We start from the raw sequence: 16,531 nt of genomic DNA, 5'->3' as shown, positions 1-16,531 counted from the left end.
CGTGCCTGCGCGCGACCGGGCGTTACCGATAAAGCCCGCCGCGCGCAGGCACGCTCCTACGTGGATGTGGTGCATCGTTCGTCAGCGGTAACGGCGCCGTCGTTGCCTAGGCGACAACCTGCACGCGAGCGGCCGATTGCGTACAAGTCATACGCCAATGTGATGGCGAGCCCCCACCAGCAACCCACAATCACTTCGCCGTTCGTAGGAGCGTGCCTGCGCGCGACCGGGCGTTACCGATAAAGCCTCGTCGCGCGCAGGCACGCTCCTACGTGGAGCTGCGGCGGCTGCCTCCGTCAGCGGCGTGGCGCGCGCACCGCGGTCTTGCTGGCCGACTTCTTCGCTGCGCTCTTGCCTGCCGCGGTTTTGCCGGCGGTCTTTGCGACCTTGCCGGTTGCGCGTTTGCCCGCGGCTTTCTTTGCCGCACTGCCCGGCGACGTAGCCGCATCCTGCGATGGTCTTGCTGCAGCCGCGGATGCGCGTTTGGCTGGCGCCTTGGTGACCTTTTCGGCTGCCGCCTTGGTGATCTTCCTGGCCGGCGCCTTGGCAGCCTTCTTGACCGTCTTCCCGGTGGCTTTCTTGATCGGCGTGGTGGCGCTGCTGCGCGCTTCCGGTGCGCGGCGCGGCGGTGGCTTGCGGCCGGGGGTGAGCGCGCGCCAGGCGTGTCCACCGTTCATCGCCAGCAAGGCGTCGGCGGCCGAGGGTCCGGCGCTACCGGCGGCGTAATTGGGGAAATCGCTGGGCGGTTGCTTCCAGGCATCCAGGATCGGTTGCACGATGCGCCAGGCACCTTCCACCATTGCCGCATCCTGGAACAGGCCGGCCTCGCCGTTCATGCAGTCCTGCAGCAGGCGCTCGTAGCCCACCGTGTATTCCTTGGGGAACCAGTCGCGGTAGCGGAAGTCCATGCGCACCGGTGCCAGGCTGACCTGCGCGCCGGGGCGTTTGACGTCGAACTGCAGCGAGATGCCTTCGTCGGGCTGGATGTGCAGCACCAGCCAGTCGGGGCCATAGCCGCCCACTTCGGTGCTGCGGAACGGCGCCAGCGGCGCGGGCTTGAAGCGGATCGCGATCTCGGTGGTGCGCTCGCGCAGACGCTTGCCGGTGCGCAGGTAGAACGGCACGCCGGCCCAGCGCCAGGTGTCGACCTGCAGCTTCATCGCCACATAAGTTTCGGTTTCCGAATCGTCCGGCACCGTGTCTTCTTCGCGATAGCCGGGTACGGCGCTGCGGTTGACCGCACCGGAGGCGTACTGGCCACGCACCACGTCTTCGGGCCTGATCGGGCGCACCGCCTCGATCACTTCGGCGCGGCGGCGATGCATCGCTTCGGTGGTGAATGCAGCCGGCGGCTCCATCGCAATCATCGCCAGCAACTGGAACAGGTGATTGGGCACCATGTCGCGCAGGCAGCCGGTGGGGTCGTAGAAGCGCCCGCGCCCTTCCACGCCGATGGTTTCGGCGGCGGTGATCTGCACATGATCGATGCGGTCGCGGTTCCACACCGGCTCGAACAGGCCATTGGCGAAGCGGAACGCCAGGATGTTCTGCACGGTTTCCTTGCCGAGGAAGTGGTCGATGCGGAACACCTGGTCCTCATGCAGCACCTTGGCGACGGTGGCGTTGAGCGCGACGGCGCTGGGCAGGTCGTGGCCGAAGGGTTTTTCCACGATCACCCGACGCCAGCCCTCGCCCTCGCGTTGCTTGACCAGCCCGGCTTCGCCCAGGTTGAGCAATACCGGCTCGAAGAAGCGTGCGGCGGTGGCCAGGTAAAACAGCACGTTGCCCTGGGTGCCGTAGCGCTTGTGCAGCTTCTCCAGCGCGCCCCCCAGGGTTTGATAGGCACCCAGGTCGGTGAAATCGCCGCGCAGATAATGCATGCGCTCGCGCAGCCACTCCCAGGTGTCGGTGTCGAACTCGTCGGTCTGGAATTCGGCATCACGGCTGCTGAGCAGCTGGGTCATCGACTGGCCCATCATGGTGCGCCACGAACGCTCGCTGATATCGCCGTGATCCATGCCGACGATGGCGAACTGCTCGCCCAGTGCGCCGGAGCGGCGCAGGTTGTACAGCGCCGGCATCACCAGGCGCTTGGTCAGATCGCCGCGTGCACCGAACACCACGATGATGCACGGCGGGGTGGTGGCTTGTTCGTTCATGGATGTGTTTCCTCTTTGCCCATGCGTCCGTGCAGGCGCAATGCCGCATTGACCAGAGCCACGTGGGAATACCCTTGCGGGAAGTTGCCAAGCATGCGCTTGCTGCGCGGGTCGTACTCTTCGGCAAGCAGGCCCACGTCGTTGCACAGCCCGAGCAGGCGCTCGAGCAGCACGCGTGCCTGCTCGGTGCGCCCGAGCAGGGCGTAGTTTTCCACCAGCCAGAAGCTGCAGGCAAGAAAGGTGCCCTCGCCGGCCGGCAAGCCGTCGGCGCTGTCGTCGGCGCGATAGCGCTCGACCAATCCGTCGATGGTCAGATCGCGTGCGATCGCATCGGCGGTCGCGGCGATGCGCGGATCATCGGCCGGCAGGAACCCCACGATCGGGATCAGCAACAACGCCGCATCCAGACGATCGGAGCCGTAGCTCTGCACGAAGTGCCCATCCGGGTGCACGCCTTTTTCCAGCACTTCGGCGCGGATGTCCTCGGCAATGCGGCCCCAGTGCGCGCGCTTGGCCGCATCGGCATTGGTGATGCCATCGCGCGCGCCGCAATCGAACGCCAGCCAGGCCATCACCTTGGAATGCACGAAATGACGGCGCTCGTCGCGGATTTCCCAGATGCCTTCGTCGGGCAGGCGCCACAGTGTTTCCAGCGTCTCCAGCACCTTTTCCAGCAACGATGCCGACGAGCCACCGTCATCGGACGGCGGCGCCACGCCCTTTTCGCGCGCGTAATGGAACGCGCCGATCAACTCGCCGTAGACGTCGAGCTGGAACTGGTCCACCGCGCCGTTGCCGATCCGCACCGGCCCGGAATTTTCATAGCCGGGCAGCCAGTGCGCCTCCCACTCCTGCAGACGGCGCTCGCCGGCGATGCCGTAGAGCGCCTGCAACTGATCCGGCGAACCGGCGATGGCGCGTTGCACCCAGTCGCGAAAAGCTTCTGCTTCGTCGCGATAGCCGGCCTGCAGCAAGGCGATCAGGGTGAACACCGAGTCGCGCAGCCAGCAGTAGCGGTAATCCCAATTGCGGCTGCCGCCCAGGTGCTCGGGCAGCGAGGCAGTCGGCGCGGCGACGATGCCGCCAGTGGGCAGATAGCTGAGCCCTTTCAGCACCACCAGCGAGCGGCGCACCTGCGCGGTCCAGGGGCCGACATCGGTGCAGCGCCGCGCCCAGCCATGCCAGAACGCAGTCGTGCGTTGCAGCGCCTGTTCCGGATCGATCGCCGTCGGCGTGGGCTGATGCGACAGGCCGTGGCTGAGCACAAACCAGGTGCTCTCGCCCTGCCGCAGCGTGAAGTCGGTTTCGGTGCCCATGTCCTCGCCGTGCAGCGCCTGCGGCGAGCGCAGTGCAAGCTGGTCGGGGCCGGCAATGGCGCGGATGCCACCGTCGATGCGCGTCACCCATGGCACGGTGCGGCCATAGTTGAAGCGGAAGGTCAGGCGCATGTGCATCGGCACCTGGCCCTGCACGCAACGCACGATCCGCACCAGGTGCTGGTGGCCGTCGCCTTCATCGCTGGCGACCATGAAGTCGACCAGTTCCACCGTGCCGGTGTCGGTGTGCATGCGCGTGCACAACACCAGGCTGTCGTCTTCGTAGGCACGCTCGCTGCGAAAGTCGCCGGCCGGCGACAACGCCCATTGCCCGTGCTGCTCATCGCCCAGCAGGGACGCGAAAAACGCATCGGAATCGAAACGTGGCAGACACAGCCAGTCGATGGTGCCGCGGTGGTCGACCAGGGCCGCGCTGTGGCAATTGCCCAGCATGGCGTGGTCCTCGATACGCACGCTCATCGTAGAGGCGCTTCCTTCGTGCGAGGGAGGGCCAAGTTTTGCATGCGCGGTGTCGGGATCAGGTTACGACTGCACCGGCAAACGCAGCAGCGGTGGCACCGTGTGTTCCAGGCGACGGATCAGTGCCGGATCCATGTACGCGTAATCGTCGGGAATCTGCAGGCAGATCACCCGGCAATGGCGCAGATGCGCGGCGAAGCGCTTGCGCAGCAACTGCAGATGACGACGCTCCATCACCAGCACCAGCTGCGCTTCGTGCAACAGCTCCGGGGTGAGCTGTACCTCCGCATCGGCGGCCAGCCCGGCCGATTGCGTCTGCACGCCCGGCCAGTCGGCGAACACGCGCTCGGCAGTGGGGCTGCGCAGGCGGTTGCGGCTGCACACGAACAGCACCCGCAGCGGTGCGCCACCGCGCTGGCTCAGCGGCCTTCGCGCAGGAAGCGCGCCATCGAGGACACCCCCGGCAAGGCGGGTTCGAACTGGCCGGCCACATCGATGAAGCCGCGCATGATCGCGATCTCGCGCGGGGTGCGGTTGAGCGCGTCGCGGCGGTCGGCATCGGCGCCGGCACGCAGCAGGCGCTGCACCAGCAACGGCAGGCCGTGCAGTGCGGCCAGGTGCAGCGGGCCGAAACCGCGTTGATCGGCCACGTCCAGCGAGACGTCTTCGTCGAGCAGGCGTTCGACGCCGGCCAGCACCACCTGCTCGTCGCAGGCGGTGCCCGGTTCGGCGCGCGCGCCCAGCACCAGCAGCAAGGGGCTGACCCGGCCGCCGGCCAGGTAGTCCGGGTCGGCACCGGCCAGCAGCAAGGTATCCAGCAAGGCCAGCAGGCGGCTCTTGTCGCGCGCGGTGAAGCCGTACAGCGCGGCGCAATGCAGCGGCGCCAGGCCTTGATCGTCGTTGGCGTGCACATCGGCCGCCGCGGTGAGCAGGCGCGCCACGATATCCGGCAGGCCCAGCGCGCAGGCCAGCATCAGCACGGTGACGCCGCCGGGCAGGCGGTGCTCGATCTGCGCGCCGGCCTGCAGCAACGCGGCCACGATCTCGGTCTGACGCATGCTCACCGCCGCCGACAACGGCGTGGCGCCGCTATTGGCCGCGCGTTGCGGGTCGGCGCCGCGACCGAGCAGATGCGCCACCACGCCCAGATGGCCGCCACCGGCGGCACGCAGCAACGCGGTGCAGCCCTGGGCATCGATCGCATCGACCGGCAGGCCCAGATCGATCAGCCGACGCACCGCATCGGTGTCGCCGACCATCGCGGCGGCCGGCACATCCGCTTCGCGCAGGCTGCGCTGCGGCAGCGACCAGATGCGCCAGTCCAGCCAGTCGGCCAGGTCGCGGCGGCCGATCGACAGCGCCACCCCCAGCGGGGTCTGCCCGTCGGCAGCGCGCGCTTCCGGCGAGGCGCCCTGCTTGACCAGCAATTTCAGCGACGCCTCGCGGCCCAGCGCGGTGGCCAGATGCAACGCGGTCATGCCATGGCTGTCGCGCGCTTCGCGGTCCACGCCGTGTTCCAGCAACCACTGCTGCAGGCGCAGCCAGCCCAGCCGCACCGCCAGCGACAACGGCGGATCGCCGGCGGCCGACGCGGCGAACGGGTCGGCGCCGCGTTCGAGCAGTTCCAGCGCGAACTGTTCCAGCCCGCGCGATGCCGCATCGTGCTGCACGCAGGCGCTGAGCAGCCGCGTCAGGCCGCCGGCCCCGGCCGGCGACACGCCATGGCGCAGCAGCGCCTGCAGCGCCGGCACCGCCTCCACGCCCCGCGACAGCAGCGCGAACATCGGCACATCGCCGCAGGCATCGCGCACTTCGGCATCGGCCCCGTGGCGCAGCAGCCAGTCCACCGCATCGGCGTTCAAGGCCAGATGCGCGTCGTGCAGCAGGCCGCCGAGTTCTTCCGGGCCGCACAGGCGGGCCAGTGCGATCAGACCATCGCGCTGGCCGAACTGCAGGCCTTCGCGCAGCAGCACCAGTGGCGGGCGATCGGGCAGCACCGTCACGCCGGGGCTCTCGCCGTGCGCGTCACTGACCGCCGCCGGCAAGGGGTAGCCGGGATCGAGCAACTGCACGATCGCCCAGCGCCCGGCTTCGGCGGCCACATCCACCGCGCGACGGCCGTGCGCGTCGATGCTGTCGGCCGGCACCTGCAGCTCGAGCAGGCGCCGGATCAGCGCCGGCGACACGCTGTCGGCGGCGCAGGCCAGCATCACCGCATTGCGGCCCTCGCCGTCGATGGCCAGCACATCGGCCTTGCGCGCGACCAGGCGTTCGAGCACGCCGCTGCGCGCCTGCCGCGCCGCATCCAGCCACGGCGTGCGGCCGAGCAGGTCACGCGCTTCCAGGTTGGCGCCGGCTGCCAGCAGCGCCTCGACGATGTCGCCGTGTCCAGCCAACGCCGCTTCGTGCAGGGCGCTGCGGCGTTGGCGGTCGCGCGCATCCACGCGCGCCTTGTGCTTGAGCAGCAGTTGCACGCCGGCCGGGTCGTCTTCCTCGGTGCCGGCCGCCGCCAGCAGCACCGGCGCGCCACCCTCCGGTTCGGAGTGCGCGCCGCGTTCCAGCAGGAACTTGGCCAGCCGCCAGTTGCCGACCTGGCAGGCCATCGCCAGCGGCGAGTGGCCTTCGTTGTTGAGCGCATCGAGTTCGGCGGCGGCATCGCGCAGCAGCGCGGCCACGCCCGGGTCGGAACTGCGCACCGCGTGGTGCAGCGGCGTGTTGCCGTCGTTGTCGCTGGCGCGCGGGTCGGCCCCGTTGGCCAGCAGCGTCATCACCGCGTCCGGGCGGCCGTGCCAGCTGTCGCGGGTGGCGGCCAGCAATGGGGTCATGCCGCGGTGCGGCTGGTTGACGTCGACGCGGCGCACGATCAGCTCGCGCAGCAGGCGCAGATCCGGCAGTACCGCGGCCAGCGCGGGCAGGCTGCGTTGGTCGCGCCACTCCGGCAGCGGCATCGCCTGCGGGTCGGCGCCGGCGTCGAGCAACTGCAGCGCGCGGTCCACGCGTCCGCTGCGCGCGGCCTCGAACAGCTCCGGCACCAGTTGGTGCTGGGCCACCGGCTCCAGCGGACGCGGCTCGGCCGCCGCTTCGGAAAAGAAATCGGCCGCCTGCAAGGCCGCCGGGGCATCGCTGCGCGCCGGGGCGGCGGTGCGTTGCAACAGCAAGTGAGCGGCGGGCAGCAGCACGCTGGCCGCGATCGCCAGACTCCAGCGCAGGCTGCTCGACAACCAGCCCGGCCAGGCCAGCGCCACCACCAGCGTGCACATCGCCAGCACCAGGGCAGCAGCCAGCAGGCCGCGCCAGGCGTGCAACTCCTGCGTCGCCAGCGCATGCCAGCGCGGGGCCAGGGCGCCGCCATCGCGTTCGACCTCGCCCCACAGCGGCCAGGTCCGCCACAACCCGAGCAACGCGGCGCTGACCGCCACACTCAAGGCCAATGCGGCGGCCAGGCTGCCGCTGTCGCGCAGGGCGGTCAGCGGCCAGCTAATCAGGGCGGCCAGCGCCAGCAGGCCCACACCCCAGATCGTCAGCAACGGCGGCAAGGCCTGCGCAACCGCGCGCGGCCGGCTGGGCAATGCGCGGCTACCGCGCGCCCACGACACCGCCAGCGCGAACGCCGGCTGCGCCAGCCACAGCGTCACCGCGGCGACACCGCCGCCGATGCCGCCCAGCAACGACAACGCCACGCCGGCCAGGCCGGCCAGCGCTGCGGCCCGCAAGCGTGCGGCCCGTGCGGCCTCAGTCATAGTCGCACTCGCCCGCCAGCACCACCGTCTTGGGCAGTTGCAGATAGAAGCCGTGCCTGGCGAGCGCTTCGCGCACCGTGGCCACGTCGGCCTGCGCCAGACGGCGCTCCGGCGTCAACGCCACCTCCAGCACGAACGCGAACGGCGCCAGCTGCGCGTGCACGGCGGCGGGAAGACCGGAGAAGTCGTCGCGCGTGGCGAGATAGACGAAGGTGTCCTGCTTGCGTTGGCTTTTATAGACGTAGGCGTGCATGCGCGCGTGGTCGCGCTCGATCGGCAAGTGTGTCGCAGGATTGTGTCCCAATTGCGCCGATGGCGAAAGCGCGGCAACGCGCGAAAACTCCAGCCCCGTCAGCGACATGACCGGCACGTTCAGTTGCGCCATCGACGGGAGGCGCACCCGCCATCGATATACTGAGCCCACTTTTTGCCAGCCAGACCACCGTGAGCCAAGCGCAGCATTCGTCCCAGATGGCCCCGGTCGCCGTCACCGCTTTTACGTCCACCACCGCGCTCGGCGCCGGGCTCGATGCCCAGGCCGCCGCCCTGACTGCTCGCCGCAGCGGCATGCGTCGCAACGATTTCGGCCCGCAGCCGCTGGCGTGCTGGATCGGCCGCGTCGACGGCGTGGAAGACATCGTGTTGCCGGAGGCCCTGCAAGGCTGGGACTGCCGCAACAATCGCCTGGCCTGGCTGGCCCTGCAGCAGGACGGCATGGCCGAGGCGGTGCAGGCCGCCGCGCAGCGCTACGGCGCCGAGCGCGTGGCGGTGATCATCGGCACTTCCACCTCCAGCATCGGCGCCAGCGAAGAGGCCTACACGCGGCTGGTCGAAGACGCCGACGGCGCGCGCTTCCCCGACGACCTGGATCGCCCGATCGTGCACACCCCGCACTCGCTGGGCGACTTCGTGCAGCACGCCACCGGCCTGCGCGGCCCGAGCGTGACCGTGGCCACCGCCTGTTCGTCCAGCGCCAAGGTGTTTGCCCAGGCCGCGCGCCTGATCGATGCCGGGGTGGTGGATGCCGCCCTGGTCGGCGGCGTGGATACCTTGTGCGGCAGCGTGCTGTTCGGCTTCAACTCGCTGCAGGTGGTGGCGCCGGAGCTGTGCCAGCCGTTCGATGCGCGCCGGGTCGGCCTGAGCCTGGGCGAGGCCGGCGGCTTTGCCATGCTCGAACGCACCGCCGCCGCGCCGGACGCAACGCTGTGGCTGTACGGCTATGGCGAATCTAGCGATGCGCACCATATGTCCGCCCCGCATCCGCAGGGCCTGGGCGCGCAGCTGGCGATGCGCGGCGCGCTCGAACGCGCCGGCCTGGAGCCGGCCGCGGTGGGCTACCTGAACCTGCACGGCACTGCCACCCCCGCCAACGACAGCGTCGAAGCCGCCGCAGTGGCGGCGATCTTCCCGGCCACCCTGCACGCAAGCTCGACCAAGGCCTGGACCGGCCACACCCTGGGCGCCGCCGGCATCGTCGAGTCGGTGATCGCGCTGCTGGCGCTGCGCGACGGCGTGCTGCCGGGCACGCTCAACAGCGAAGTGCCCGACCCCGCCTGCGGCCCGCAGATCCGTTTCGACAATGCCCATTCCAAGATCGATTACGCAATGAACAACTCCTTCGGTTTTGGCGGCAACAACTGCTCGCTGCTGTTCGGGCAGGCCCGCTGATGCTGGCTGCCACCATCGAGGGGATCGGCTTCTGGACCCAGGGCCTGCCGAGCTGGGACGCCGCTGCGGCGTTCGTGCGCGGCGGCGCGCTGCAGGACACCGGCGCGCGCCCGGCGCCGCAGCTGCTGGCCGCCAACGAGCGCCGTCGCGCACCGGACACGGTGGCGGTCTCGCTGGAGGCCGCGCTGGCCGCCTGCACCGCCGCCGGCCGCGAGCCGGCCAGCCTGCCGTCGATCTTCACTTCCACGTACGGCGACCTGGCCATCTCCGACTACATGTGCACCACCCTGGCCAGCGACCCCACGGCGATCTCGCCGACCAAGTTCCACAACTCGGTGCACAACGCCGCGGCCGGCTACTGGACCATCGGCGCCGGGGCGATGACCCCGGCCACCGCGATCAGCGCCAGCCTGGGCAGCTTCGCGCAAGGCTTGCTGGAGGCGCTGGTCCAACGTGCCGCCGGCATGGACGCAGTGCTGCTGGCCGGCTACGACGCCCGCTCGGTCGGGCCGCTGGGTCGGGTCGCCCCCAGCCAGGGGCTGCTCGGTGGCGCGCTGGTGCTAGGTGCGCCAGGCCAGGCCGGCAAGCCGCAGCTGCGGGCGTGGCTGGACGACGGCACGCCGACGCCGGGCGCCGGCCCGCTGGCGCGGCATGTCGCCGCCAATGCGATGGCGCCGATGCTGCCGTTGTTCGACCTGATCGCCACTGCCGGCGAACGCGTGGCGCTGTACGCCGGCCCGGGCCGGGTGTTGCGCGTGGAGCTCCAGCAGTGAGCCGGCAGCCACTGACCCGCGAGGACACCGCGATCCTGGTGCCGGCGCTGAACGAATCGCTGCGCATCCGCGAAGTGGTCAACGATGCGCTGACCTATTGTTCCAACGTGATCGTGATCGACGACGGCTCCGATGACGGCACTGCCGACTGCATCGCCGGCCTGCCGATCACCTTGATCCGGCACCCGCAGCGCAAGGGCAAGGGCGCCGCGTTGCGCAGCGGGTTTGCACAGGCGCAGCGGATGGGCATGCGCGCGGTGATGACCATGGACGGCGACGGCCAGCACAAGGCCGCCGATTTCCCGCGCCTGTTGGCGGCGGCCAACCGCCACCCCGGCTGCGTCATCGTCGGCGCCCGCATGCGCAAGCGCGCCACCCAGCCCACCATCCGCCGCATCGGCAACGATTTCGGCGACTGGGGCATCGCCTGGGCCTGCGGCTTCCAGCTGGTCGACAGCCAGAGCGGCCAGCGCCTGTATCCGGCCTCGGTGTTCACCCTGCCCGACGTGCCCGGCGAAGGCTTCGTGTTCGAGGCGCAGCTGCTGATTTCCGCCGCACGCCAGGCCGGCGCGCGCGTGGTCGCGGTGCCGATCGAAACCCGCTACGCCGGCACCTCGCCGGGCACGTTCCGCAAGAGCCATTTCCGCCTGGTACGCGATCTGTGGGAAATCACCTCGCATGTGGTGGTCCAGGCCTGGAGCTACGGGCATATCTGGCGCGAGTACCGCCGCGTGCGCGCCAACCCGGTGCTGATCGACGACGCTGACGGCGAATTTGCTACTGTGCCGGCGGTTACCAAGAGCAAGCCATCCCCATGAATGCACAGCGTGCCGATGTCGTTATCACCGGTGGTGGCCTGGCCGGCCTGAGTCTGGCCCTGCAGCTGCGCCAACGCGACCCCGAACTGGCGATCACTGTGCTGGAGCGGCGTGCGCACCCGGTGCGCGAGGCGGCGTTCAAGGTGGGCGAGTCCACGGTGGAGATCGGCGCGCACTACTTCGCCGAGGTCTTGGGCCTGCGCGAGCATCTGGAGACCGAGCAGATCCGCAAGTTCGGGTTCCGCTTCTTCTTCTCCGACAAGCGCGAGGACATCGACCGCTGCACCGAGCTGGGCGTCAGCCAGATCCTGCCGACGCCGTCGTGGCAAATCGACCGTGGCCGCTTCGAAAATTTCCTCGGCGAGCGCGCCCGCGCGCAGGGCATCACGTTTGTCGACAACTGCAGCGTCAAGGGCGTGGACCTGTCCGATGACCAGGCCGACCACGCCGTGCGCTACGAGCGCGCGGGCGAGGCCGGCACACTGAGCGCACGCTGGGTGGTGGATGCCAGCGGCCGCGCCGGCCTGCTCAAGCGCAAGCTCGGCCTGGCGCAGGACAATGCACACGACGCCAATGCGGTGTGGTGGCGTGTGGAAGGCCTGATCGACCCCAATGGCTGGTCGCAGGACAGCAACTGGCTGCAGCGCTGCACGCCGCCGGACCGCTGGCGCTCGACCAACCACATGTGCGGACCGGGCTACTGGTTCTGGCTGATTCCGCTGTCGTCCGGCGCGCATTCGCTGGGCATCGTCTGCGATGCGTCGATGCACCCGCTGGACACGATGAACACCCACGACAAGGCGATGACCTGGCTGCGCACGCATCAGCCGCAGGTCGCCGCCACGCTCGACAAGGCCGACTACCGGCTGCAGGACTTCCTGTTCCTGCGCAACTTCTCCTATGGCTGCAAGCAGGTGTTCTCGCCGCAGCGCTGGGCGCTGACCGGCGAGGCGGGCTTGTTCCTGGACCCGTTCTATTCGCCCGGCAGCGACTTCATCGCGATTTCCAATACCTACATCTGCGAACTGATCGGCCGCGACCGCGCCGGCAGATCGCTCAGCCCGTATGTGGAGCTGTATCAGCAGCTGTATTTCTCGTTCTACGAAAATACCCTGACCCTGTATCAGGACCAGTACGCGCTGTTCGGCGACGCGCAGGTGATGCCGGTCAAGGTGATCTGGGATTACACCTACTACTGGTCGCTGCTGGCGCCGCTGTTCTTCAGCGGACGCATCGCCGACCTCAGCCTGCTCTCGCGCATGAAGTCCGATTTCTTCTATGCGCGCGACATGAATCTGGCCATGCAGCGTGTGCTGCACGACTGGGGCCAGCACAACACTGCACAGGGCCTGGCCACCGACGATGGGCGCCTGCTCGATCAATACCTGATCGGCTGGTTCAACGAACTCAATGGCGCCTTGAACGACACCCTCGACGACGATGCCTTTGCCGCACGCATCCACAGCAACGTGGCGCAGATGGCGGTGCTGGCACGCGAGATCCTGCAGCAGGCACGCCAGCGCCATGCCGCACTGCCGGACCACGGACTGGACGCCTTGACCGCCAACGCCATCGGCGAGCCGATCCTCACCGCCGCCTGGTACGCCGACGCGGCGTGAGTTTGAAAACCGCGCCGGCAACGGCGCGTTTTTTCTTGATTTGCGCTAGCTTGCCCCGCGCGTGTGATGCACCACGGCGACACCGGCGGCCAGCCCGAGCCTACATGGACGTACTTGCAGCCTGTCCCGCAACGGTCCCTGCGGCCAAGCCGCAGCTCCTCCGCTCTACAGCCGACGCATCTGCACGGGTCAATCGCTCTCACGCCAAACAAGGGGCTGAGCTTCAGCGTCGTTACGACATCCCAAAGCAGGGCTGGTCGGGGGGCGTGCCCATCAGGTGGCGAACACGGTCGTTTTCGTTAGCCGCCCTCAGCCCATCCCACCATTGATGCCGATGACCTGGCCGTTGATGTAGCCGGCTGACTCCGAACACAGAAACGCCACCAACGCGGCCACTTCGTCGGGCTTGCCGACCCGGCCGGCCGGTACCAGTTGCTTGATCACTTCCGGCGCGAAGCTTTCGCCGACCATCTCGCTTTCGATCACGCCTGGCGCGACCACGTTGACGGCGATGCCGCGGCTGGCCATCTCGCGCGACAGCGATTTGCTGGCGCCGTGCAAGGCGGCCTTGGCCGCGGCATAGTTGGTCTGCCCGCGATTGCCCAGCACCGCCGCCACCGACGACACGCTGACGATGCGGCCCCAGCGCGTACGCGCCATCGGCAGCAGCAGCGGCTGGGTGACATTGAAGAACCCGTGCAGCGATACGTCGATGACCCGATGCCACTGTTCGGCGTTCATGCCCGCCATCGGCGCATCGTCGTGGATGCCGGCGTTGTTGACCACAATCTGGATCGGGCCGCCCTCCAGCAGGCCTGCCAGCGCCACCGCACTGGCCTGCGCATCGGCCACATCGAACGCCACCGCCTCGGCGCTGCCACCGTCGGCTACGATCGCTGCGACCACGTCATCGGCGCGGGCGATATTGCGATTGGCATGCACGATCACATGGCGCCCCTGCGCCGCCAGCTGACGGCAGATCGCACCACCAAGATCGCCGCTGCCGCCGGTGACGAGTGCGCGGCGCTGTGGAATGGAAGTGCTCATGGAAGCCTCGATGAAAGCCGCAGACACGACGGCGGAAAGAGCCTCATCCTAACGACTCGCAGCAGGCGCAGGAATAGATCCAGCATTGATCGCCTACATCTTGTAGGAGCGCGCTTGCGCGCGATGCGGCGTCAGCGGTAAGGCCATCGCGCGCAAGCGCGCTCCTACGGGGCTTGGGTGGCCTGCGCGGCGCCCAGCATCACCGTGGCGCGCCCTTCGGCGAGCAACTGGTCGCCGTGGCTCAGGCGAAAACTGTATTGCTGGCTGTCCTCGCCCTGCATCAACACCTGTGCGTCGCAGACGATCGCATCGGGCAGGTCGTCCAGATACGCGACGTGCAAGTCCACTGCGCGCAACGCCACCAGCATGCCCGGGCGCACCGGCTTGCCCGATTCCCGGCCGAGCAAGCCGCCATGCACGGCCATGGCCTGCGCGCCGTATTCGCATAGATGCAGCGCGCGCAGGCGGCCATTGCAACGCAGCGGATGCGTGTCGCTGCGATGGGCATCACTGCGCAACACGATGCGCTGCGCATCCCATTCCAGCACTGCTTCCCACAGGCACATGCTGCCCTGGTGCGGAATCAGCGCGGCAATTGCCTCACGTCCCTGCATGTACATCTCCGTGTCTTGCGCGCTCCAGCGCCGGCTCGCGCGACACCAGCAAGGCGAGGATGAAATTGAACAATACCCCCAGCGCCACCGTGCTGCCGATCGCACGCAACACCGGGATGCTGGAGGCAGCCAACAACGCGAACACCAGCAGCGTCATCAGGCTGCACACGATCAGCGCATGCAGCGTGCGCAGCTGGTCGGCGTGATCGTCGCCGGCATGGTCGAAGAACAATGCGTAATCCAGGCCCAGGCCTGCCGCCAGGATCAGCGCGATCAGATGGAACAGGTTGAGCTCCACCCCCATGCCGCGCAGGATCGCCAGGATCAGCACCGTGGTCAGCGCCATCGGCAGCAATACGCGCACGATCCGGCGCGGACTGCGCAACGCGATCGCCACCGTCACCGCCAGCAGCAGCGCGGCCAGCACCAGCGCGCCGAGCACACGTCCGCGATACGCGGCCACCAGGGACTCTGACGCGTCCTTCAGATCCAGCAACTGCGCGCCGCTGCCTTTCACGGCGGCAGCCAGTACCGACGGATCGCGCAGGCCGGTCAACGACACCAACGCAGTGCTGCGATCGCCGCGACCCAGCAGCAGCCCGCCGACCGACGTTGCCAGCGGCGAGCCGGCCAGGTCCTTCGGCAACAGCGGGGCGGCGCGCTTGGCAGCGTCCAGGTCCTGCAGGAACGGCGCGAACGCGTCACTGCGAAACGGTGTGGCGGCCACCGCAGTGTCGGTCAATGCGCGCGCTTGCGCAGCATCCGGCAACGCAGCCTGACGCGCATGCTGGGTCTTGATGCTGGGCAGATAGCGCGCGGCCATGTCGTAACCGGTCAATGCGCCGTCGCGCACCAGGGCATCCAGGCGCGGGCGCAACTGCTCGCTGGCCTGCAGCGCGGCCTCGTCGTTGGCGGCAGACAGCGCGAGCACGTAACGCACGTCGGGGGCGCCCAGTTCCTGGCGCAGATGCGTGTCCTGCGCCAGGGCCTTGGGCGGCACCGGGGTCAATTTCGACAGATCGTTCTGCCAGAACTGCCCCGGCGCGAACGCGATCACCGCGATGCCGATCAGCGCAATCACCGCCAGGCTGATGCGCGGCCGTGGCAGGCGCGCGATACCGCGCCACAGCGCGGAGAGCATGCGTGAATCGGCGTAGTCGCGCGGTGCCGGGTCGATCAACGACGGCAACAGCCACCGCGTGGTGATCGCGGCGGTCGCCAGCCCAGCGATGGTGAACACCGCCAGCTGCCGCAAGCCGTCCACACCGGAAAACAGGAAGGTCACATAGGCAATGCAGGTGGACACCACGCCGGTGGCCAGCGTCGGCCATAGATGACGCGCGTTGTCGCGTGGATCCAGACCCGGGCGCTGATGACTGAACAGGTGGATCGGGTAATCCTGCACCACGCCGATCAGGGTAAAGCCGAAGGCCACGGTGATGCCATGCACGCCATCGAACAGCAGGGCCACCGCAGCCAGACCGGCCAGGCCGGCGCTGGCCAATGGCAGCACGCCGAGCACCGGAATCTTCCAGCTGCGATAGGCGACCAGCAGCAACAACACCAGTCCCACCGTATCCAGCGTCCCGATCCATTGCGCCTCGCCCTGCGTGCGCGCGGTGATTTCCACGGCGAATGCACCGGGGCCGGTCAAGGTAAGCCGGGTCGTGCTGCCCTTGCTGACCTTGGCGAAGGCCGCCTGCACCGCGTCGTAGGCCAGTTGCTGGCCGGTGGGGTCGAAGCCGGCTGCGCGCGTCTGCACGACCAGCAAGGCCGAGGTACCGGCACGGTCGAACCACACCGCGTTGCGCGTCTGCGGCGCCGCGGCCGGCTGCAGGGTTTCGGCCAGATGCAGCACTTCCAGCGTGGGGTCGCGCGGCAGCAACGGCTCCACCAGCGCCGCCGCCGGCGACCCCAGATCCTGCACCCGCGACTGCAATGCCGCTTGCAGGGTGTGCGCATCCAGCGGCGTGGTGTCGAAGCTGTCGCTGAGCAGATAGCGATACGGCAGCAGGCGCTCGGGGATCGCATCCAGCCCCGCAGTGCCGCCATTGCCGACCAGCTCGAACAGTTCCGGCTGTGCAGCCAGGGCCTGCTGCAGTGCCTGCGACTGCGCGGCCAGCGTGGCCGGGTCGCTGTTGGACAGCGCCATCAGCAACAGGCGCGAGCCGGGGCCTTCGCCCAGCTCTTCGATCAGCAGTTTCTGCGCCGGCGTGCGCGGGGCGGGCATGAATTTGCGCAGATCACCGGTGACCTTGAGCGTCTCGCTCAACCAGAACCCGGCCACCGCCAGCAAC

At 68.9% G+C, this 16,531-nt stretch carries 12 protein-coding genes; 4 read left to right on the top strand and 8 right to left on the bottom strand.

The window, feature by feature from the left end; translation table 11 throughout:
• Positions 1–296 precede the first annotated feature (296 nt).
• From zwf to DYQ94_RS20470, 5 genes are all read right to left on the bottom strand, one after another.
• Complete coding sequence (zwf, locus tag DYQ94_RS20490; protein WP_160954440.1) at positions 297–2,159, bottom strand: glucose-6-phosphate dehydrogenase; 1,863 nt, start codon at positions 2,157–2,159, stop codon at positions 297–299.
• Positions 2,156–3,955 (bottom strand): glycoside hydrolase family 15 protein, encoded by a 1,800-nt coding sequence (locus tag DYQ94_RS20485; RefSeq protein WP_160954439.1) that lies wholly within the window; start codon positions 3,953–3,955, stop codon positions 2,156–2,158. Before DYQ94_RS20485 ends, zwf begins: the two co-directional genes overlap by 4 nt.
• A 63-nt stretch (positions 3,956–4,018) precedes the next feature.
• Positions 4,019–4,348 carry a low molecular weight protein tyrosine phosphatase family protein gene (locus DYQ94_RS20480; protein WP_081280688.1) on the bottom strand — a complete coding sequence of 110 codons (330 nt, stop codon included), beginning with the start codon at positions 4,346–4,348 and terminating at the stop codon, positions 4,019–4,021.
• Between the two features lie 26 nt (positions 4,349–4,374).
• Positions 4,375–7,695, bottom strand: coding sequence for an ankyrin repeat domain-containing protein (locus tag DYQ94_RS20475; RefSeq protein WP_126966189.1), 3,321 nt, complete (start codon positions 7,693–7,695; stop codon positions 4,375–4,377).
• Positions 7,688–7,948 (bottom strand): YcgL domain-containing protein, encoded by a 261-nt coding sequence (locus tag DYQ94_RS20470; RefSeq protein ID WP_039529613.1) that lies wholly within the window; start codon positions 7,946–7,948, stop codon positions 7,688–7,690. Before DYQ94_RS20470 ends, DYQ94_RS20475 begins: the two co-directional genes overlap by 8 nt.
• Before the next feature lie 218 nt (positions 7,949–8,166).
• Between DYQ94_RS20470 and DYQ94_RS20465 the strand changes: the two genes are divergently transcribed.
• The 4 genes from DYQ94_RS20465 to DYQ94_RS20450 are packed head-to-tail and all read left to right on the top strand — an operon-like array spanning position 8,167 to position 12,573.
• Positions 8,167–9,363, top strand: coding sequence for a beta-ketoacyl-[acyl-carrier-protein] synthase family protein (locus DYQ94_RS20465; protein WP_024940579.1), 1,197 nt, complete (start codon positions 8,167–8,169; stop codon positions 9,361–9,363).
• The gene (locus DYQ94_RS20460; protein WP_126966190.1) at positions 9,363–10,136 is read left to right on the top strand and encodes a beta-ketoacyl synthase chain length factor; all 774 of its coding nucleotides are present in this window, start codon (positions 9,363–9,365) and stop codon (positions 10,134–10,136) included. The genes DYQ94_RS20465 and DYQ94_RS20460 overlap by 1 nt, the downstream gene beginning before the upstream one ends.
• The gene (locus DYQ94_RS20455) at positions 10,133–10,954 is read left to right on the top strand and encodes a glycosyltransferase family 2 protein (protein ID WP_046345039.1); all 822 of its coding nucleotides are present in this window, start codon (positions 10,133–10,135) and stop codon (positions 10,952–10,954) included. Before DYQ94_RS20460 ends, DYQ94_RS20455 begins: the two co-directional genes overlap by 4 nt.
• Positions 10,951–12,573, top strand: coding sequence for an NAD(P)/FAD-dependent oxidoreductase (locus DYQ94_RS20450; RefSeq protein ID WP_126966191.1), 1,623 nt, complete (start codon positions 10,951–10,953; stop codon positions 12,571–12,573). The genes DYQ94_RS20455 and DYQ94_RS20450 overlap by 4 nt, the downstream gene beginning before the upstream one ends.
• 309 nt (positions 12,574–12,882) lie before the next feature.
• Here the strand turns inward: DYQ94_RS20450 and fabG are convergent, their stop codons facing one another.
• The 3 genes from fabG to DYQ94_RS20435 form a co-directional block, all read right to left on the bottom strand.
• Positions 12,883–13,620 carry a 3-oxoacyl-ACP reductase FabG gene (gene fabG, locus DYQ94_RS20445; protein ID WP_039524640.1) on the bottom strand — a complete coding sequence of 246 codons (738 nt, stop codon included), beginning with the start codon at positions 13,618–13,620 and terminating at the stop codon, positions 12,883–12,885.
• Positions 13,621–13,784: 164 nt separating this feature from the next.
• Positions 13,785–14,234 (bottom strand): hotdog family protein, encoded by a 450-nt coding sequence (locus tag DYQ94_RS20440; RefSeq protein ID WP_126966192.1) that lies wholly within the window; start codon positions 14,232–14,234, stop codon positions 13,785–13,787.
• Entirely contained in the window at positions 14,221–16,530 is a 2,310-nt protein-coding gene (locus DYQ94_RS20435) for an MMPL family transporter (protein WP_505414915.1), read from the bottom strand. Before DYQ94_RS20435 ends, DYQ94_RS20440 begins: the two co-directional genes overlap by 14 nt.
• Position 16,531: the final 1 nt, after the last annotated feature.

It is taken from the genome of Xanthomonas sp. LMG 8993 (assembly GCF_009835065.2).
Lineage (GTDB): Bacteria > Pseudomonadota > Gammaproteobacteria > Xanthomonadales > Xanthomonadaceae > Xanthomonas > Xanthomonas arboricola.
This window is presented reverse-complemented; position numbering and strand designations above follow the sequence as displayed.